The sequence below is a fragment of the Streptomyces sp. NPDC038280 genome (assembly GCF_055600045.1).
Genome location: NZ_JBVJYZ010000016.1, coordinates 56,007 through 71,187, shown reverse-complemented (window position 1 = coordinate 71,187; position 15,181 = coordinate 56,007). Strand labels below are relative to the sequence as shown.

The 15,181-nt window shown below is 73.8% G+C and carries 13 protein-coding genes; 3 read left to right on the top strand and 10 right to left on the bottom strand.

What is annotated here, in order from left to right; genetic code table 11:
- Window positions 1-460: 460 nt before the first annotated feature.
- The 7 genes from pheT to infC all read right to left on the bottom strand — a co-directional run bounded on the left by pheT (window position 461) and on the right by infC (window position 8,165).
- Window positions 461-2,989: a phenylalanine--tRNA ligase subunit beta gene (pheT, locus tag ACZ7J0_RS26880; protein ID WP_470891511.1), complete on the bottom strand. Its 2,529-nt coding sequence runs from the start codon at window positions 2,987-2,989 to the stop codon at window positions 461-463.
- On the bottom strand, window positions 2,989-4,128 hold the full coding sequence (gene pheS / locus ACZ7J0_RS26875) for a phenylalanine--tRNA ligase subunit alpha (RefSeq protein ID WP_470891509.1): 1,140 nt from the start codon (window positions 4,126-4,128) through the stop codon (window positions 2,989-2,991). Before pheS ends, pheT begins: the two co-directional genes overlap by 1 nt.
- A gap of 158 nt (window positions 4,129-4,286) precedes the next feature.
- Entirely contained in the window at window positions 4,287-5,612 is a 1,326-nt protein-coding gene (locus tag ACZ7J0_RS26870) for a sensor histidine kinase (RefSeq protein WP_470891507.1), read from the bottom strand.
- 52 nt (window positions 5,613-5,664) lie between these two features.
- Window positions 5,665-6,522 (bottom strand): TrmH family RNA methyltransferase, encoded by an 858-nt coding sequence (locus ACZ7J0_RS26865; RefSeq protein ID WP_470891505.1) that lies wholly within the window; start codon window positions 6,520-6,522, stop codon window positions 5,665-5,667.
- Between the two features lie 100 nt (window positions 6,523-6,622).
- The gene (gene rplT / locus ACZ7J0_RS26860) at window positions 6,623-7,009 is read right to left on the bottom strand and encodes a 50S ribosomal protein L20 (protein WP_114037952.1); all 387 of its coding nucleotides are present in this window, start codon (window positions 7,007-7,009) and stop codon (window positions 6,623-6,625) included.
- A gap of 105 nt (window positions 7,010-7,114) precedes the next feature.
- Window positions 7,115-7,309, bottom strand: coding sequence for a 50S ribosomal protein L35 (gene rpmI / locus ACZ7J0_RS26855; RefSeq protein WP_019884943.1), 195 nt, complete (start codon window positions 7,307-7,309; stop codon window positions 7,115-7,117).
- Between the two features lie 124 nt (window positions 7,310-7,433).
- Entirely contained in the window at window positions 7,434-8,165 is a 732-nt protein-coding gene (gene infC, locus ACZ7J0_RS26850) for a translation initiation factor IF-3 (RefSeq protein ID WP_470891502.1), read from the bottom strand.
- Between the two features lie 318 nt (window positions 8,166-8,483).
- On the opposite strand from infC, the gene ACZ7J0_RS26845 reads away from it, so the two are divergent.
- On the top strand, window positions 8,484-8,852 hold the full coding sequence (locus tag ACZ7J0_RS26845; protein ID WP_468709394.1) for a DUF1844 domain-containing protein: 369 nt from the start codon (window positions 8,484-8,486) through the stop codon (window positions 8,850-8,852).
- 105 nt (window positions 8,853-8,957) lie between these two features.
- Here the strand turns inward: ACZ7J0_RS26845 and ACZ7J0_RS26840 are convergent, their stop codons facing one another.
- On the bottom strand, window positions 8,958-9,698 hold the full coding sequence (locus tag ACZ7J0_RS26840; RefSeq protein ID WP_470891500.1) for an SseB family protein: 741 nt from the start codon (window positions 9,696-9,698) through the stop codon (window positions 8,958-8,960).
- A 276-nt stretch (window positions 9,699-9,974) separates the two neighbouring features.
- Here ACZ7J0_RS26840 and ACZ7J0_RS26835 point away from each other — a divergent pair, with 276 nt between their 5' ends.
- A complete protein-coding gene (locus tag ACZ7J0_RS26835; RefSeq protein ID WP_470891498.1) occupies window positions 9,975-10,691 on the top strand; it encodes a serine hydrolase in 717 nt (238 codons plus the stop codon).
- Here ACZ7J0_RS26835 and mycP read toward each other — a convergent pair.
- Both mycP and ACZ7J0_RS26825 read right to left on the bottom strand, forming a co-directional pair.
- A complete protein-coding gene (gene mycP / locus ACZ7J0_RS26830) occupies window positions 10,666-11,862 on the bottom strand; it encodes a type VII secretion-associated serine protease mycosin (protein WP_470891496.1) in 1,197 nt (398 codons plus the stop codon). The two genes, ACZ7J0_RS26835 and mycP, sit on opposite strands and share 26 nt — an antisense overlap.
- Window positions 11,859-12,815 carry a hypothetical protein gene (locus ACZ7J0_RS26825; protein WP_470891494.1) on the bottom strand — a complete coding sequence of 319 codons (957 nt, stop codon included), beginning with the start codon at window positions 12,813-12,815 and terminating at the stop codon, window positions 11,859-11,861. Before ACZ7J0_RS26825 ends, mycP begins: the two co-directional genes overlap by 4 nt.
- Before the next feature lie 1,117 nt (window positions 12,816-13,932).
- Here ACZ7J0_RS26825 and ACZ7J0_RS26820 point away from each other — a divergent pair.
- On the top strand, window positions 13,933-15,135 hold the full coding sequence (locus ACZ7J0_RS26820; RefSeq protein ID WP_470891492.1) for an amino acid deaminase/aldolase: 1,203 nt from the start codon (window positions 13,933-13,935) through the stop codon (window positions 15,133-15,135).
- The last annotated feature ends 46 nt before the right edge of the window (window positions 15,136-15,181 follow it).

Genomic DNA, 15,181 nt, shown 5'->3' with positions numbered 1-15,181 from the left:
GCCGGGCGCCGGGCGGGATCCGGGTCCGGCTGCACCCTCCAGGGGGCCGGCCCGGCGACAGGCACAGGCCTTCCCCGGCCGGGCACCGCCCGCGGCGCCAGGCGCTCAGGCGGCTGGCCCGGCGACCGGCGCAGGCCTTCCCCGGCCGGGTGGGGCGGGCGCGGGGCGGGCTCGGGGCCACGGATCCGCCAAGGGGCCGGGGCGGGCGCCGGGTGCGGCTGCACCCTCCAGGGGGCCGGCCCGGCGACCGGCCAGGCCTTCCCCGGCCGGGCACCGCCCGCGGCGCCAGGCGCTCAGGGCCGGCGAGTCCGCCGAGGGGCGGGCCGGAGCCGCGCGTCGCCCCCTACCCCGCCCGGGCGCTGGCGCCATGGACGCTCGGGTCGGCGGAGCCCCCGCCCCCGCAAACCAAAAGGGCGCCCCCGGTGCTCCGGGGGCGCCCTCTCAGGGTGTTGCGGGGTACTCAGGCTCCGCGGAGGGATGCTCCCGTGCGGTCGGCGGCCAGGGAGACCGCCGCGTCGCGGGCGGCCGTGGCCTCGTCGACCGTCAGGGTGCGGTCCGGGGCGCGGAAGCGCAGGGCGTACGCCAGGGACTTCTTCCCCTCGCCGATCTGCGAGCCGACGTACACGTCGAACAGCCGGATGGACTCGAGGAGTTCACCGGCGCCTTCGCGCAGCACCTTCTCGACCTCGGCGGCCGGAACGTCCTGGGGGACGACCAGCGCGACGTCCTGGGTCGCCACCGGGAAGGTGGAGATCCGCGGCGCCCGCAGCGCACCGACGGACGCCTCCTCGACCAGGTCGAGGTTGAGCTCCATCGCGGCGGTGCGGGCCGGCAGTCCGAGCGCCTTGACGACGCGCGGGTGCAGCTCGCCCGCGTAGCCGACGACCTTCTCCTCACCGTCGACGACGACGGCGAGCTCGGCGCAGCGTCCGGGGTGCCACGGCCCGTACTGACCCTGGCGGACGATCAGCTCCGCACCCGTCTCACGGGCGACGGTCCGGGCGGCCTCGACCGCGTCGGCCCAGTCGGACGGACGGCCCTTGCCCCACCAGCCGGCCTGCTCGCGCGCACCGGCGAGCACGACCGCGGCGTGGCGCGGCTGCCGGGGCAGTACCGCGTTGAGGCCGGCGATCTCCTCGTCGGTGGGACGGCGGTCGACGGGCAGCCGCACGGCGACGGACGGGCCGTCGGCCGGGTGGAAGACAAGACCGGTCTCGAAGAGCGCCAGGTCGTGGCTGCCGCGGCCGTCGTTACGGCGAAGGGCGGCGAGAAGGCCCGGCAGCAGCGTGGTGCGCAGCGCCGGCTCCTCGTCGGAGAGCGGGTTGACCAGGGTGACGACCCGGCGCGCCGGGTCGTCGGCGGCCAGGCCGAGCTGGTCGAAGGCCTGCGCGCCGATGAACGGGTAGCTCAGCGCCTCGACGTATCCGGCGCCGGCCAGCGCGCGGCCCACCCGGCGGTGGGTGCGCTGGCGCTCGGTGAGCCCCCGGCCGGCCGGCGGCCTGGGCAGGGTGGAGGGCAGGTTCTCGTAGCCCTCCAGCCGGATGACCTCTTCCGCGAGGTCATTGGGCTCATTGAGGTCGGGACGCCAGGACGGGACGGTGACGACCAGTTCGTCCTGCCCGTAGACGTCGCAACCGACCTCCTGGAGGCGGCGTACGACGGTCTCGCGGCCGTACGCCACACCGGCCACACGGTCGGGGTGGTCCGCCGGCATGGTGATCGTGCGGGCGGCGGCGGGGGCGACGATCTCGGTGACGCCGACCTCGGCCGTACCACCCGCGAGCAGCACCAGCAGGTCGACCGTGCGCTGCGCGGCGGCCGCCGCGGCCTGCGGGTCGACCCCGCGCTCGAAGCGCTTGGACGCCTCGGACGCCAGCTTGTGACGGCGCGCGGTACGGGCGATGGAGAGCGGCTCGAAGTGCGCGGCCTCGATGACGACCTCGGTGGTGCCCCGGACGGCGCCGGTCTCCGGGTCGGTCTCGGAGTCGGCGATCTCCGTGTTGGCACCGCCCATGACGCCCGCGAGGCCGATCGGCCCGCGCTCGTCGGTGATGACCAGGTCCGCGGCGTCCAGGACGCGCTTGGTGCCGTCGAGGGTGGTGAACTTCTCGCCGGCCTCGGCGCGCCGGACGCCGATGGCACCTTCGACGCGGGAGCGGTCGTAGGCGTGCAGCGGCTGGCCGAGCTCCAGCATCACGTAGTTGGTGATGTCGACGGCGAGCGAGATCGGGCGCATCCCGGCCTTCTGCAGCCGGCGCCGCAGCCAGATCGGGGAGCGCGCCTCCGGGTCGAGGCCGGTGACCGTCCGGGCGACGAAACGGTCGCAGCCGATCGGGTCGGCGATCTTCACCGGGTAGCCGAAGGAGTTCGGCGCGGGCACGTCCAGCAGCGCCGGGTCGCGCAGCGGCAGACCGTAGGCGGTGGCGGCCTCGCGGGCGACGCCGCGGATCGACAGGCAGTACCCGCGGTCCGGGGTGACGGCGATGTCGAGGACCTCGTCGAACAGCTCGAGGAGCTCGGTGGCGTCGGTGCCGATCTCGTGCTCGGGCGGCAGCACGATGATGCCGTGCGTACCGTCGTCGCCCATGCCCAGCTCGTCGCCGGAGCAGATCATGCCGCGCGAGACCCGGCCGTACGTCTTGCGCTCGGCGATCCGGAAGTCACCGGGCAGCACGGCGCCGGGCAGGGCCACGACGACCTTGTCGCCCTCGGCGAAGTTCCGCGCGCCGCAGATGATCTCCTGGGGCTCGCCGGTGCCGTTGGCCTGGCCGACGTCGACGGTGCAGAAGCGGATGGGCTTCTTGAACTCCGTCAGCTCCTCGATGGTGAGGACCTTGCCGACCACCAGCGGACCGGTCAGACCGTCGCCGAGCTGCTCGACGGTCTCGACCTCGAGTCCTGCCGAAATGAGCTTGGCCTGGACGTCACGTCCGGTCTCCGTCGCCGGCAGGTCGACGTACTCCCGCAGCCAAGAAAGCGGGACCCGCATCAGATCTCCATCCCGAACGGCCGGGTGAACCGGACGTCACCCTCGACCATGTCTCGCATGTCATCGACGTTGTGGCGGAACATCAGCATCCGCTCGATGCCGAACCCGAAGGCGAAGCCGCTGTACTTCCGGGGGTCGACACCGCAGGCGATGAGCACCTTCGGGTTGACCATGCCGCAGCCGCCCAGCTCGATCCAGCCCTCGCTGCCGCAGGTGCGGCAGGGCCGGTCCGGGTTGCCGACGGACTCGCCGCGGCACACGTAGCAGAGCATGTCCATCTCGGCGGACGGCTCGGTGAAGGGGAAGAAGTTCGGGCGGAGCCGGGTCTTCATGTCCGGCCCGAAGAGCGCCTGGACCATGTGGTCGAGGGTGCCCTTGAGGTCGGCCATGGTGAGGCCCTCGTCGACGGCGAGCAGCTCGATCTGGTGGAAGACCGGGGTGTGCGTGGCGTCGAGCTCGTCGGTGCGGTACACGCGGCCGGGGCAGACGACATAGACCGGGGGCTCCCGGTCGATGAGCGTGCGGGCCTGGACCGGCGAGGTGTGCGTCCGCAGCACGATGCCGGACTCGTCGCCGCTGGTGACCTGGCCGTCGGCGGTGGTGCCCTCGACGAAGAAGGTGTCCTGGGTCTGCCGGGCCGGGTGGTCGGGGACGAAGTTGAGGGCGTCGAAGTTGAACCACTCCGCCTCGACCTCGGGGCCCTCGGCGACCTCGTAGCCCATCGACACGAAGACGTCGGCGACGCGCTCCATGAGGGTCGTCAGCGGGTGCCGGGCGCCGGCCGGGACGCGGTCGTGGGGCAGGGTGACGTCCACCGCCTCCTCGACCAGCACGCGGGCGTCGCGATCGGCCTCGAGCTCGGTCTGGCGAGCGGCGAGCGCCTTGCTGACGGCTCCGCGGGCCTGACCCACGAGCTTGCCGGCCGCGGCCTTGGCCTGCGGCGGCAGCGCGCCGATCTCCCGGTTCGCGAGCGCGAGCGGCGAGGTGCCACCGGTGTGCGCGACCTTCGCGTGAGCGAGCGCGTCGAGGTCACCCGCGGCGGCGAAGGCGGCGAGCGCCTCGTCCCGCATGCGCTCGATCTCTTCCGGTTTCAAGGCCTCGACCTCTACCGGGTCGTACGACTTATTGGGTGCGGACATCTCTTCCCGTGCTTCCGTTCGGCTGGCTGACTGTGCCCTTCCGGGGGACACCCCCGGACCCCCGAGGCCCTGCTCGACGACAAGGGCGCAAACGTGCCAAAGGTCGAGTCTAACGGGGTGCGAGGATGCGAATGAGCCCGCGGGCCGCTCAGGCGTTTCTACTGGAGATAGGCCGGAGCGCCGACGGGCAGGATAAATCGGAACTCGGCGCCACCGCCGGGTCCGCGGCCGACGGTGATCGTCCCGCCGTGCGCCTCGACGATGCCCTTGACGATGTAGAGGCCGAGGCCTGTGCCGCCGCGTTTGCTCCCCCGCCAGAAGCGGGTGAAGACACGGCCCATCGACTCCTCCGGGATGCCGGGGCCTTCGTCGCTCACGGTGACGGCCGTGCCTTTCTCTGTCTGATCCGCGCTCTTCACGGATGCGGGTGCCACCTCGATGGTGACGGTTCCCTCGCCGTGTCGCACCGCATTTTCGAGCAGGTTGCCGAGGACCTGGTCGATCTTGTCCGGGTCGGCCCACAGATCGGGGAGGCGGGGCTGGACGCGCACGAGGAAACGGTCCGGGGACTGTCCGCCAGTGGTGTGGGCCTGGATGTGCCGGCCGACGGCCGCGGCGATGTCGACGGGCTGGCGGCGCACCTCCAGGCGGCCGGAGTCGATCCGGGAGATGTCGAGCAATTCGGCGATGAGCCGGGTGACGCGGTTGGCGTCGGCGTCGACGGTCTCCAGCATCAGCCGCTTCTGGTCGTCGGTGAACCGCTCCCACTTGGCGAGGAGGGTCGCCGTGAAGCCCTTCACGGAGGTGAGGGGCGAGCGCAGCTCGTGGGCGACGGTGGCGATGAGCTCGGCGTGGCTGCGTTCGGTACGGCGGCGGGCCTCGGTGCCGCGCAGGCTGACCACGACCCGGCGCACCGGCCCGGTGGGGTGCTCGCGCACATAGCGGGCGGAGACGAGCACCTCGCGGCCGCCGGGGAGCAGCAGATTCCGCTCGGGCTGGCCCACCCGGGTGGCCAGTCCGCCGTACGGGTCGGTCAGGGCCCACCAGCGGCGGCCCTTGAGGTCCTCCAGCGGGAGGGCCTTGTCGAGGGGGAGGCCGAGGGCGTCGGCGCGGGGTACGGCGGTGATGCGGACGGCGGCCGCGTTGAAGCAGACGACGCGGCCGGTCTCGTCTGCGACGACCAGCCCGTCGGGCAGGTCGTCCGGGTGAATGCCCGGGGCGGCGGGAAGGCCGTCGGGGGCGCTGCCCGGACCGGCGGCGAGGCCATCGGGCCCGGTGCCCGTGGTCACGGGAAGGCCATCGGGGGCGCTGCCCGGACCGGCGGCCGCGCCGGCGCCGTGGTTCGCGGTGGCGGGCTCTCCGGGGCCGTCGTCCGTGGTAGCCGGCTCACCGGGTCCGTTGCGGGGCTCCCCGGGGCCGTCGTCCGTGGTGGCGCGCTCCGAGGCGTCCGCCGTCCGCGTGGGCCTGTCCGTCCCGACCGTCATCCGTCCCCCGACCCTCCGTGTGGCGCAGTGGGCCCCCGAGCCCGTCACCCTACTAGCTGGAGGTGACGGAGCGGCACCCTCCGGAAGCACGCTGGGCACGGGCGGAGGCGTAGAGGCACACGGCGGCGGCCGTGGCGAGGTTGAGGCTCTCGGCCTTGCCGTGGATCGGCACGCGCACCACCGCGTCCGCGAGTGCGCGGGTCTCCTCCGGCAGCCCCCAGGCCTCGTTGCCGAAGATCCAGGCGGTGGGGCCGCCCATGGTCCCCGCGTCGAGCTCGGCGTCCAGGTCGTCCTCGCCCGCGCCGTCGGCGGCGAGGATCCGTACGCCGGCGCTCCGCAGGCCGGCGACGGCCTGCTCGACCGGGACGCCGACGGCGACCGGGAGGTGGAAGAGCGAGCCGACGGAGGCACGGACGGACTTGGGGTTGTAGAGGTCGACGGAGGCGTCGGTGAGGACGACGGCGTCGGCGCCCGCGGCGTCCGCGCAGCGCAGGACGGTGCCGGCGTTCCCCGGGTCGCGGACGTGAGCGAGGACGGCCACCAGCTTGGGCCGGGCGGCGAGGATCTCCTCGAAGGGCGAGTCGAGGAAGCGGCAGACCCCGAGCAGCCCCTGCGGGGTCACCGTCTGGGACACCTCGGCGAGCACGGCGTCGGAGGCGTGGTGCACCCGGGCGCCGGTGGCGCGGGCGGCGTCGACGATGTCGGCGTACCGCTCGGCGGCCTCGACGGTGGTGAAGAGCTCGACGAGCGTGGGCCTGCCGTCGCCGCCGCGGTGTTCGACGGCCTCGCGGACGGCCTGCGGGCCCTCCGCGATGAACAGGCGGTCCTTGCCCCGGAAGTTCCGCTTGGCGAGCCGCCTGGCGGCGACGACGCGCGGGGAACGCGGGGAGATCGGCTCGGGGGTGCCCATGGGCTGCGGCTCGCTTCTCGTGTACGTGACGGGTGGAACGCACCGGACCCGCAGGCGCAGTGCCTGCGGGTCCGGCAGAAGCCATACGAAGGGGCCTAAATCAGGCAGCGGCCTTCGGGGCGTTGACGTCGCTCGGAAGCGCCTTCTGGGCAACCTCGACGAGCGCAGCGAACGCGTTGGCGTCGTTGACCGCGAGCTCGGCCAGGATCTTGCGGTCCACCTCGATGTTGGCGGCCTTCAGACCCTGGATGAGGCGGTTGTACGTCATGCCGTTCTGGCGGGCAGCGGCGTTGATGCGCTGGATCCACAGCTGACGGAAGTCGCCCTTGCGCTTCTTGCGGTCGTTGTAGTTGTAGACCAGCGAGTGGGTGACCTGCTCCTTGGCCTTGCGGTACAGGCGCGAGCGCTGACCGCGGTAGCCGGAGGCCGCCTCGAGGATCGCCCGGCGCTTCTTGTGGGCGTTGACTGCCCGCTTGACGCGTGCCACTTGTTAACTCCTTGTAGCGGGGCCGTGGTTGGACTCACACGACCCGGAAACGAATTGGTCCCGGTCTTGGCCGGAGGCCCTCGTCGTCCGAGGGCACGAAATCAGTCAGATGCCCAGCATCTTCTTGATCTTGGCGGCGTCACCCGGGGCCATCTCGGCGTTGCCGGTGAGGCGACGCGTCAGCTTGGACGACTTGTGCTCGAGCAGGTGGCGCTTGCCCGCGCGCTCGCGGAGCACCTTGCCGGAGCCGGTGATCTTGAAGCGCTTCTTGGCACCGCTGTGCGTCTTGTTCTTCGGCATCGCGCCGTATCTCCTCGTCAGTGGCGCTCCCACCCGGTGCGGGCACCGGCAGGCCGGGAGCGTCAGATCTTTGGTTGGGGTTTCCGGGCGAGGCCCGGGGCTGCCTGGATGACAGCCCCCTGGTTCACGCCTCGGAAGGGGTCTCGGTGTCGGCGTCGGCCGGAGCCTCAGCCTGCGCCTCGACCGGAGCCTCGGCGGTGTCGTCGGACGGACCGCCCTGACGCTCCGCCTTGCGTGCGGCCTGGGCCTCACGCGCCTCGGCCATGGCCTCGGTCTTCTTCTTGTGCGGGCCAAGAACCATGATCATGTTCCGGCCGTCCTGCTTCGGGTTGGACTCGATGAAGCCAAGCTCCTCGACGTCCGAAGCAAGGCGCTGGAGCAGTCGGAAACCCAGCTCCGGTCGGGACTGCTCACGACCACGGAACATGATCGTGATCTTGACCTTGTCACCCTGCTTGAGGAACCGGACGACGTGACCCTTCTTGGTGTCGTAGTCGTGCGGGTCGATCTTCGGCCGGAGCTTCATCTCCTTGATGACCGTGTGCGCCTGGTTCTTGCGCGCCTCACGGGCCTTCATGGCCGACTCGTACTTGAACTTCCCGTAGTCCATGAGCTTGCACACGGGCGGACGGGCGGTCGCCGCCACCTCGACCAGGTCGAGGTCGTACTCCTGTGCGAGCTCAAGGGCCTTGGCAAGCGGAACAATTCCGACCTGCTCGCCGCTCGGGCCGACAAGTCGTACCTCGGGAACGCGAATCCGGTCGTTGATACGGGGCTCGGCGCTGATGGATCCTCCTCGGTAGCACCACGCGACCGCCTGGCGGACGGACGCGTAACGTCTGTTGTGTGAGACCAACCGCGCCGGTACATGAAAAATGCCCCGGACGGGACACAGGCGGGGCTCCTCGGGAATACCGGAGCACCGCCGCGTCAACCGCGGGGCGCACATCGGGCGGCTCCATCGTCCGTACGGAACGATGGGCGCCACCTGACCGGTGACCCGCCGTCCCGGAGGACGGTCAGGTGGGAGATCGGAGCCTCCACTTGTGGGCTGGGCACGTAGATGTCCAGCCGGTCGTTACACAAGGTTAGCAGCTCCTGTCCGGAGGAGCTAACCGGACGGCGCGACGGGGCGCGGGAGGGGGCGCGCGCGGCGGGGCATATCGTGTGGGGCATGAGTGACACGCCCACCAATGACTCCCCCGAATCCCCCGACTTCGACGCCATGACCCGCGACATCGCGGAGGTCCCGGCGGTCGAGGTGATCGTGACGGTCGCCGTCAACCTGATGAGCGCGGCCGCGGTGAAGCTCGGGCTGACCGAGGAGGGCGACGAGCACAAGGACCTGGACGAGGCGCGGAAGCTGGTGCACGCGCTGGCGGGTCTGCTGGACGCGGGCGCGACGGAGATCAGCTCCTTCCACGCTGCGCCGCTCCGGGACGGTCTGAAGTCGCTGCAGCTGGCGTTCCGCGAGGCCTCGATCATCCCGGACGAGCCGGGCCAGGGCCCCGGCGAGAAGTACACGGGCCCGGTGTACGGCTAGGAACTCGGGGAACCTCGGCGACGGCCCGCCGCCCCACGTGGGGGTACGGGGGGGGTCGCTCCCCGGCAGAACGCAGGCGCGGGCCCGGCGTACGGCTGGGGCCCCTCACCGCTTTACATACAAGGGCTCGCCCGGAGGCGTGGCCGAGGCCGGCAGGAGTGCCAGGTCGAGGCCCCGCACCAGGCGGGCCCTGAGTGTTTCGTCGGCGGCGAGGGCGCGGGCGACGCGCTGGGCCGCCTCCGCCGGGACCGCGTCCGGGGCGAGGACCAGGGCGAGGGTGCCGTCCGCGCTGCCCGGGCCGAGGTGGGCGCGGACCACCGCGGGCTCGGCGGCCACGGCGGCGCGCACCGCGTCCGTGACGGCCGGGTCGTCCAGCGGGTCGGCGCTGGTACGGCCTTCGGCGAGGGCGAGCAGCGCCGGACCGGTGAGCTGGTACGGCACCGGCCCCGCGAGGTCCAGTACCACCGTGTCCGCCTTCTCGTGGGCTGCCGCCTGCAGCGCCTGGTGCAGGGGTACCGCGACGGGCCGCGCCTCGGGGTCCCAGAGGGCCAGGGACGCGGTCGACGTGAATGCGGGCAGGGCACGGCGGTCCCCGGCGGTGAGCGTCGGCACGGCCATGTCGCTGGTCTTCTCGCGACGCAGCCCGTTCTCGTCCACCTCGACCTCGCCGAGTACGGCGACGATCGGCACGAGGAGCCGCGCGTCACGCAGGGCGTCGAGGACGGCGGCGTACGCGAAGCGGTCGGTCCGGTTCTCGGCCCAGGCCGCGAGGGCCGCGGAGAGCCTCGGATCGGCGGTGCCGTCGTCGTCGGAGAAGCCGGGGTCAGGGATGTTCTTGAGCGCCACGCGTCGAGCCTAACCGGCGGCCGACCGCCGCTTTTCCAGTGGGTTGCCGGCCGGGGCACAGGCGGCGCCCGCGCGCGGTCCCCGGCGTCCGCCGCATCCCTCGCACGCCGGCCGTGCGGGGCGTGCGGGGCGTGAAGGGCGTGCACGTGTCGGGAGCGGCGGTGGCCGTGCTCCTCGTACTCTCCGGTGCCTGGGCGGCACGGCGCCGGACGCCGTGCCGTCGCCGGCGGCGGTCCCTCGTCGTCCGCGTCGCCCGTGGGGAGTGAGGAGCCGGAAGTGGATCTGGACGCGGTACTGGCCGAGGCGCTCGCGCCGGTCGTGACCTCCGGGAAGGGGGCGTCCCTGTCGGTCGCCGTGCTCGATCCGGGGAGCGGACGCTCGGCGGTGTTCGGTGAGGGCAGGACGTACGACACGGCGAGCATCGTCAAGGCCGACATCCTCGCAGCGCTGCTGCTGCGGGCGCAGGACACGGGGCGGGCGCTCACCGCCGCCGAGCAGGCGTACGCGGCCGACATGATGGAGCGCAGCGACAACGCCGCGGCCACGGCGCTGTGGCACGTCATCGGTGGGGCCGAGGGACTGGACGCCGCCAACGCGCGGCTGGGGCTGACCGAGACCGTCGCGGCGGCGGCGTGGGGACTGACACAGACGACGGCCAGGGATCAGCTTGCGCTGCTGGCGGCGCTGTTCGGCACGGACTCCGCGCTCGACGAGCCCTCCCGTACCTATGCGCGGGGCCTGATGCGGCGGACAGCGGCTGATCAGGACTGGGGTGTGTCGGCGGCCGGGGACGACTGGGCCCTGAAGAACGGATGGCTGCCGCGTACGGCCACCGGTTCCTGGGACGTCAACAGCGTCGGGCGCGTACGGGTCGGGGGCCGGAGTCTGCTGGCGGCGGTGCTGTCGGACGGACATGCCACGAAGGAGGCCGGCGTCGAGCTGGTGGAGCAGGCGGCGCGGACGGCGGTCAGGGCGTTCGTCGCGGCGTTGTGAGGCCCGGCCGCCGGCCGCCGCGCCACAGGAGGACGGCGGCCACCAGGAGGAGCGCGCCCGCGCCGGCGGCGAGGGGGGCGAGCAGGCCCGCGGTGTCGTCGTCATCGGCACCGGGGGTGGGGCCCGGGCCGAAGAACTTGGCGCGGTAGCCGGGGGCGGAGACGGTCTTCGGGTCGCCCGGGCGCAGGGCGCCGCCCGCCTTGATGGCGGCGGCCGGGTCGACGGTCCCGTACCCCTTGGAATCGCTCCGGCCGCCGTCGGGCCGGCTGCGCGCGGTGTCCATGAGGAGTTTCTTGATCTGTGCGGGGGTGAGGCCGGGGTGGGCGGAGCGGACCAGGGCGACCGCGCCGGAGACGAAGGCGGAGGCGGCGCTGGTGCCCCAGCCCGAGTAGTACTTGCGGTCCGGGTCGGGGATGACGATGTCGACGCCCGGGGCGGAGACGGTGGCGTACCAGCGGCGGGTGGAGAAGGCCGCGTGGGTGCCGTAGCGGTCGACGGCGGTGACCGCGATGACGCCCGGGTAGGCGGCGGGGTAGGAGATGTGGTCGCCCTTCTCACCGCCGTTGCCCGCGGAGGCGACGACGACGGCGCCCTTGGAGAGGGCGTACTGGACGGCGGCGTCCTCGCCCGGTTCGGGGTGAGCGGACTCGCTGTCGTCGCCGAGGGACAGGTTGATGACGTCCGCGCCGTGGTCGGTGGCCCAGCGGATGCCGTCGGCGAGGGCGGATCCACGGGTGGCGCGGGACTTCTGGCGGGCCTTGTCGGTGCCTTCGAGGATGACCCGGACGGGCAGGATCTTCGCCTCGGGGGCGATGCCGAGGACCCCGTCCTGACGGCCGGAGCCGTGTCCGCGGCCGGCGATGATGCCGGCCATCGCGGTGCCGTGCCGGGCCCAGGCGCGGTCGCCGCGGGTGGCGCCGAATCCGATCAGGTCATGGCCGGGGAGCACGTTGCCGGCCAGGTCCGGATGGGTGTCGTCGACTCCCGTGTCGAGGACGGCGACGGTGATTCCGTTGCCCTTCGTCGTACGCCACGCCTCGCCGGTGTGCATCGCCTCCAGGCCCCATTGCTGGGTGCGGATGCCGTCCGCGTGGGCGGGCGTCGCGGGCAGGACGGCGAACGCGGCGGCGCTCAGGGCGATGAGCGCCGTGCGGGCCCGGCGCGTGCTCATGTGGGTTCCTCCGTCGCCGCGGTGACGGCCTTGCGCAGGCCGCGTTCGATGCGGTCGCTGATGCCCTTGGCGTCGTGGCCGAGTCCCGACTGGGCGGGGGCCGTCGTCTGGGCCGGGGCCATGGCCTCGTCGGCGGGCTGCGGGTCGGGGACGGGGCGGCCGTCGGCGAAGCCGGACACCGCGTACACGACGACGGGGACTTCGGTGAGGACGTTCAGCCGCCAGCTGGCCCGCTGGGGGTCGCCGAACCCGGCGGCGGGGGTGCCGGGGGCGGGCAGGGTGCGCGGCATCAGGTCGGCACGCTCCTGGAGCGCGCCGTCGGTGAAGCGGGCCCGCAAGGCGCGCATGCCGTCCGGCTCGGCCTTCGTGAAGATCAGCCCCACGGTGGTGACATGGCTGGACGTGGCGTCGGTGTACGTGGCCCGCAGCACACGCTCGCAGCCGACCGGCTGCAACGTCTTGACGAGGAGCGGGTCGAGCGCCCCGGCACAGGTCCCGTCGGGCGCGACGGCGATCCGGGTCCACACCCGGTCGGCGCCGCCCGGCCCGGCGCCGCCGCCGGTGAGCGTGCGCGGGAAGAGCGTGTCCACGGGGACGCTGTGCCAGAGGCTGCGCGCCTCGCTGTAACCCGTGGGCGCGGCGGCCTCGGCGGCCGAGTCCCCGGTCAGCCACGCCCCGGTGGCCGCGCCTCCGATGAGCCCGAGCCCCAGGACGACACAGGCGACGGCTCCGGCGGTCCGCGCGGGATGCCGCACCCGTCCGGGGGCCGGGGTGAAGGGCGCGCCCGGTACCGGGTGCCCACCGTCGTAGCTGTCGTACGCGCCGTACGCGGGGACGGGCCGGAGCCGGGTGGTGGTCTCTTCGGGCCGCTCGGGCGGCTCGAACGACGGGGGCGCGGCGAGGCGGGCAGGGGGTATGTGAGGGTGCGGCGGGGCGGCGACGTGCGCCGGCACGGATGCGGCGGCAGGGCTGATGGTCGGCAGGGGCGGCAGCCCGGGCGAACCGGCCTCGGCACGGGCATGGGCGGCGCGGGGCGGCTGGGCGTACGGAACCGGGGGAAGGGCGGGCCGCGCGGAAGGCGTGGCGTGGGACGGGTACGGGGAGCCCGTCGGAGGACGGTCGGACGGGGCTGCGCCACCAGGAAGACGCGAAGTTTCCGGCTGCTGCGGCTGCTGCGCGGGCGTGGGCGCCGTCGTCGGCACCCGAGGAAGCGCCCGCGCCTGCACGGCGGCGGCCGCCGGGGCCGGATTCGACAAGGGCGGGGCGGGCGGCTGATGCGCCGACGCCGTCGCCTCCGGGAGCGACCGGGCCACAGCGGACCGCGCCTGGACGGCGGGGGCCCCCGAGGCCGGGTTCGACAAGGGCGGGGCGGGCGGCTGATGCGCGGACGCCGCCGCAGCCGGGAGCGACCGGGCCACCGACGCCGGAGCCGTTGGGTGCGCGCTCGTGGTGCCCCCGGCGGGCCCGGGTGCCTGCGCCGCATGACCGGCCAGGGGGTCGGCGCCGGCGCCCCTAGTGGGGCTGGGAACGGTCCTCGTCGCGGGCCGCTGGAGGTCGGACGGCGCCCCGGGAAGCGCCCCGGGCGACGGGCTTCGGTCGGCGACCGCGCGCGGTGCGGCGGCGCCGGACGGCTCCGCCGGGACCGGACCCCGCATCGTGCGGCCGGGCGTCTCGGACGGTTCCGCCGGCAGCCCGCCGAGCGTCCTGCGCTCGGCCGCCTCCGACAGATCCACCGGCACCGTGCCAGGGGCCGTCGTGGACGAAGCCCCACCGGCGGCCCGGCCCTCGCCGGACGCGCTCGGTCCAGGCGGCGGTGCCGGGGGGAGCTCGCGAGGTGCGCCGGGGTCCGTGGGGCGGGGGCGTGGGCGTCTTGCTTCGGTGCTCATCCCGCCCCCCGTCGTCGCCGTTCGTACCGCCTGCCGATCGCCTTCCGGAGCAGGCCCGTTCGATGGCGCGGCCCCGTCACTCTACGGGCTGTTCCCCGTCCCGCGGCAACGAGACCTGGGGGGCGGGGCATCTGACCGGAACGTCCCCCTACCCCCGGGTAATCCGGTCTGGCAAGCTCGGGCCATGACTCCCCGTGCCGCCGACAGGGCCCGCTACGACCGGGCCACCGCCCATCTCGACGCGCCGCTCGCCGTGGTCGATCTCGAGGCGTTCGACGCCAATGCCGACGATCTGGTGCGCCGCGCCGGTGGGAAGCCGGTCCGGGTCGCCAGTAAGTCGGTGAGGTGCAGGGCGCTGCTGGAGCGGGTGCTCGCGCGGGACGGGTTCGCGGGGATCATGTCGTTCACGCTCGACGAGTCGCTGTGGCTGGCGCGGGCCGGGTTCGAGGACGTGCTGCTGGCCTATCCGTCGGCGGACCGCGCCGGCTTCGCCGAGCTCGCGTCGGACGCCAAGCTCGCCGCCGCCGTGACGGTGATGGTCGACGACCCGGCGCAGCTGGAGCTGATCGACGCGGCCCGCGCCGGCGGTGGCGAGGAGATCAGGGTGTGTCTGGAGCTGGACACCGCCCTGCGTCTGCTGGGCGGCCGGGTACGGATCGGTGCCCGGCGTTCGCCGCTGCGGGAGCCGGCGGACGTGGCCGAGCTGGCCCGTTCGATCGACCGCCGTCCCGGTTTCCGGCTGGTGGGGCTCATGGCCTACGAGGGGCATGTGGCCGGTGTCGGCGACTCGTTGGCGGGCCGGCCCGTGCGGTCCCGGGCGATCCGGCTGATGCAGGCCGCCGCGCGCAAGGAGCTCGCGGCCCGCCGCGCGGCCGTGGTGCGGGCGGTGCGCGGCGTCGCCCCGGACCTGGAGTTCGTCAACGGCGGCGGCACCGGCAGCGTGCAGCACACGGCCGCCGAGGACGCGGTGACCGAGATCGCCGCCGGCTCCGGGCTCTACGCGCCGAGGCTCTTCGACAACTACACGTCCTTCAGCGCGCGCCCGGCCGCGCTCTTCGCCCAGCCGGTCGTGCGCCGGCCGGGCGTCGGCGTGGTGACCGTGCTGGGCGGGGGCTACCCGGCGTCCGGCGCGGCGGGGCCGGACCGGCTGCCGGTGCCGTACCTCCCCGAGGGTCTGCGCTACGACCCGCAGGAGGGCGCCGGCGAGGTGCAGACGCCGCTCCTCGGCTCCGCCGCCGACGATCTGCTGATCGGCGACAAGGTGTGGTTCCGGCACGCCAAGGCCGGGGAGATGTGCGAGCGGTTCGACCGGCTGCATCTGATCGAGGGCGACCGGGTCACGGCCACCGTGCCGACGTACCGCGGCGAGGGCCGCACCTTCCTCTAGGGCCCCGCTTCCGAGCGGGCAGGGCCTGTTCTGCCGGGGTCGGGGA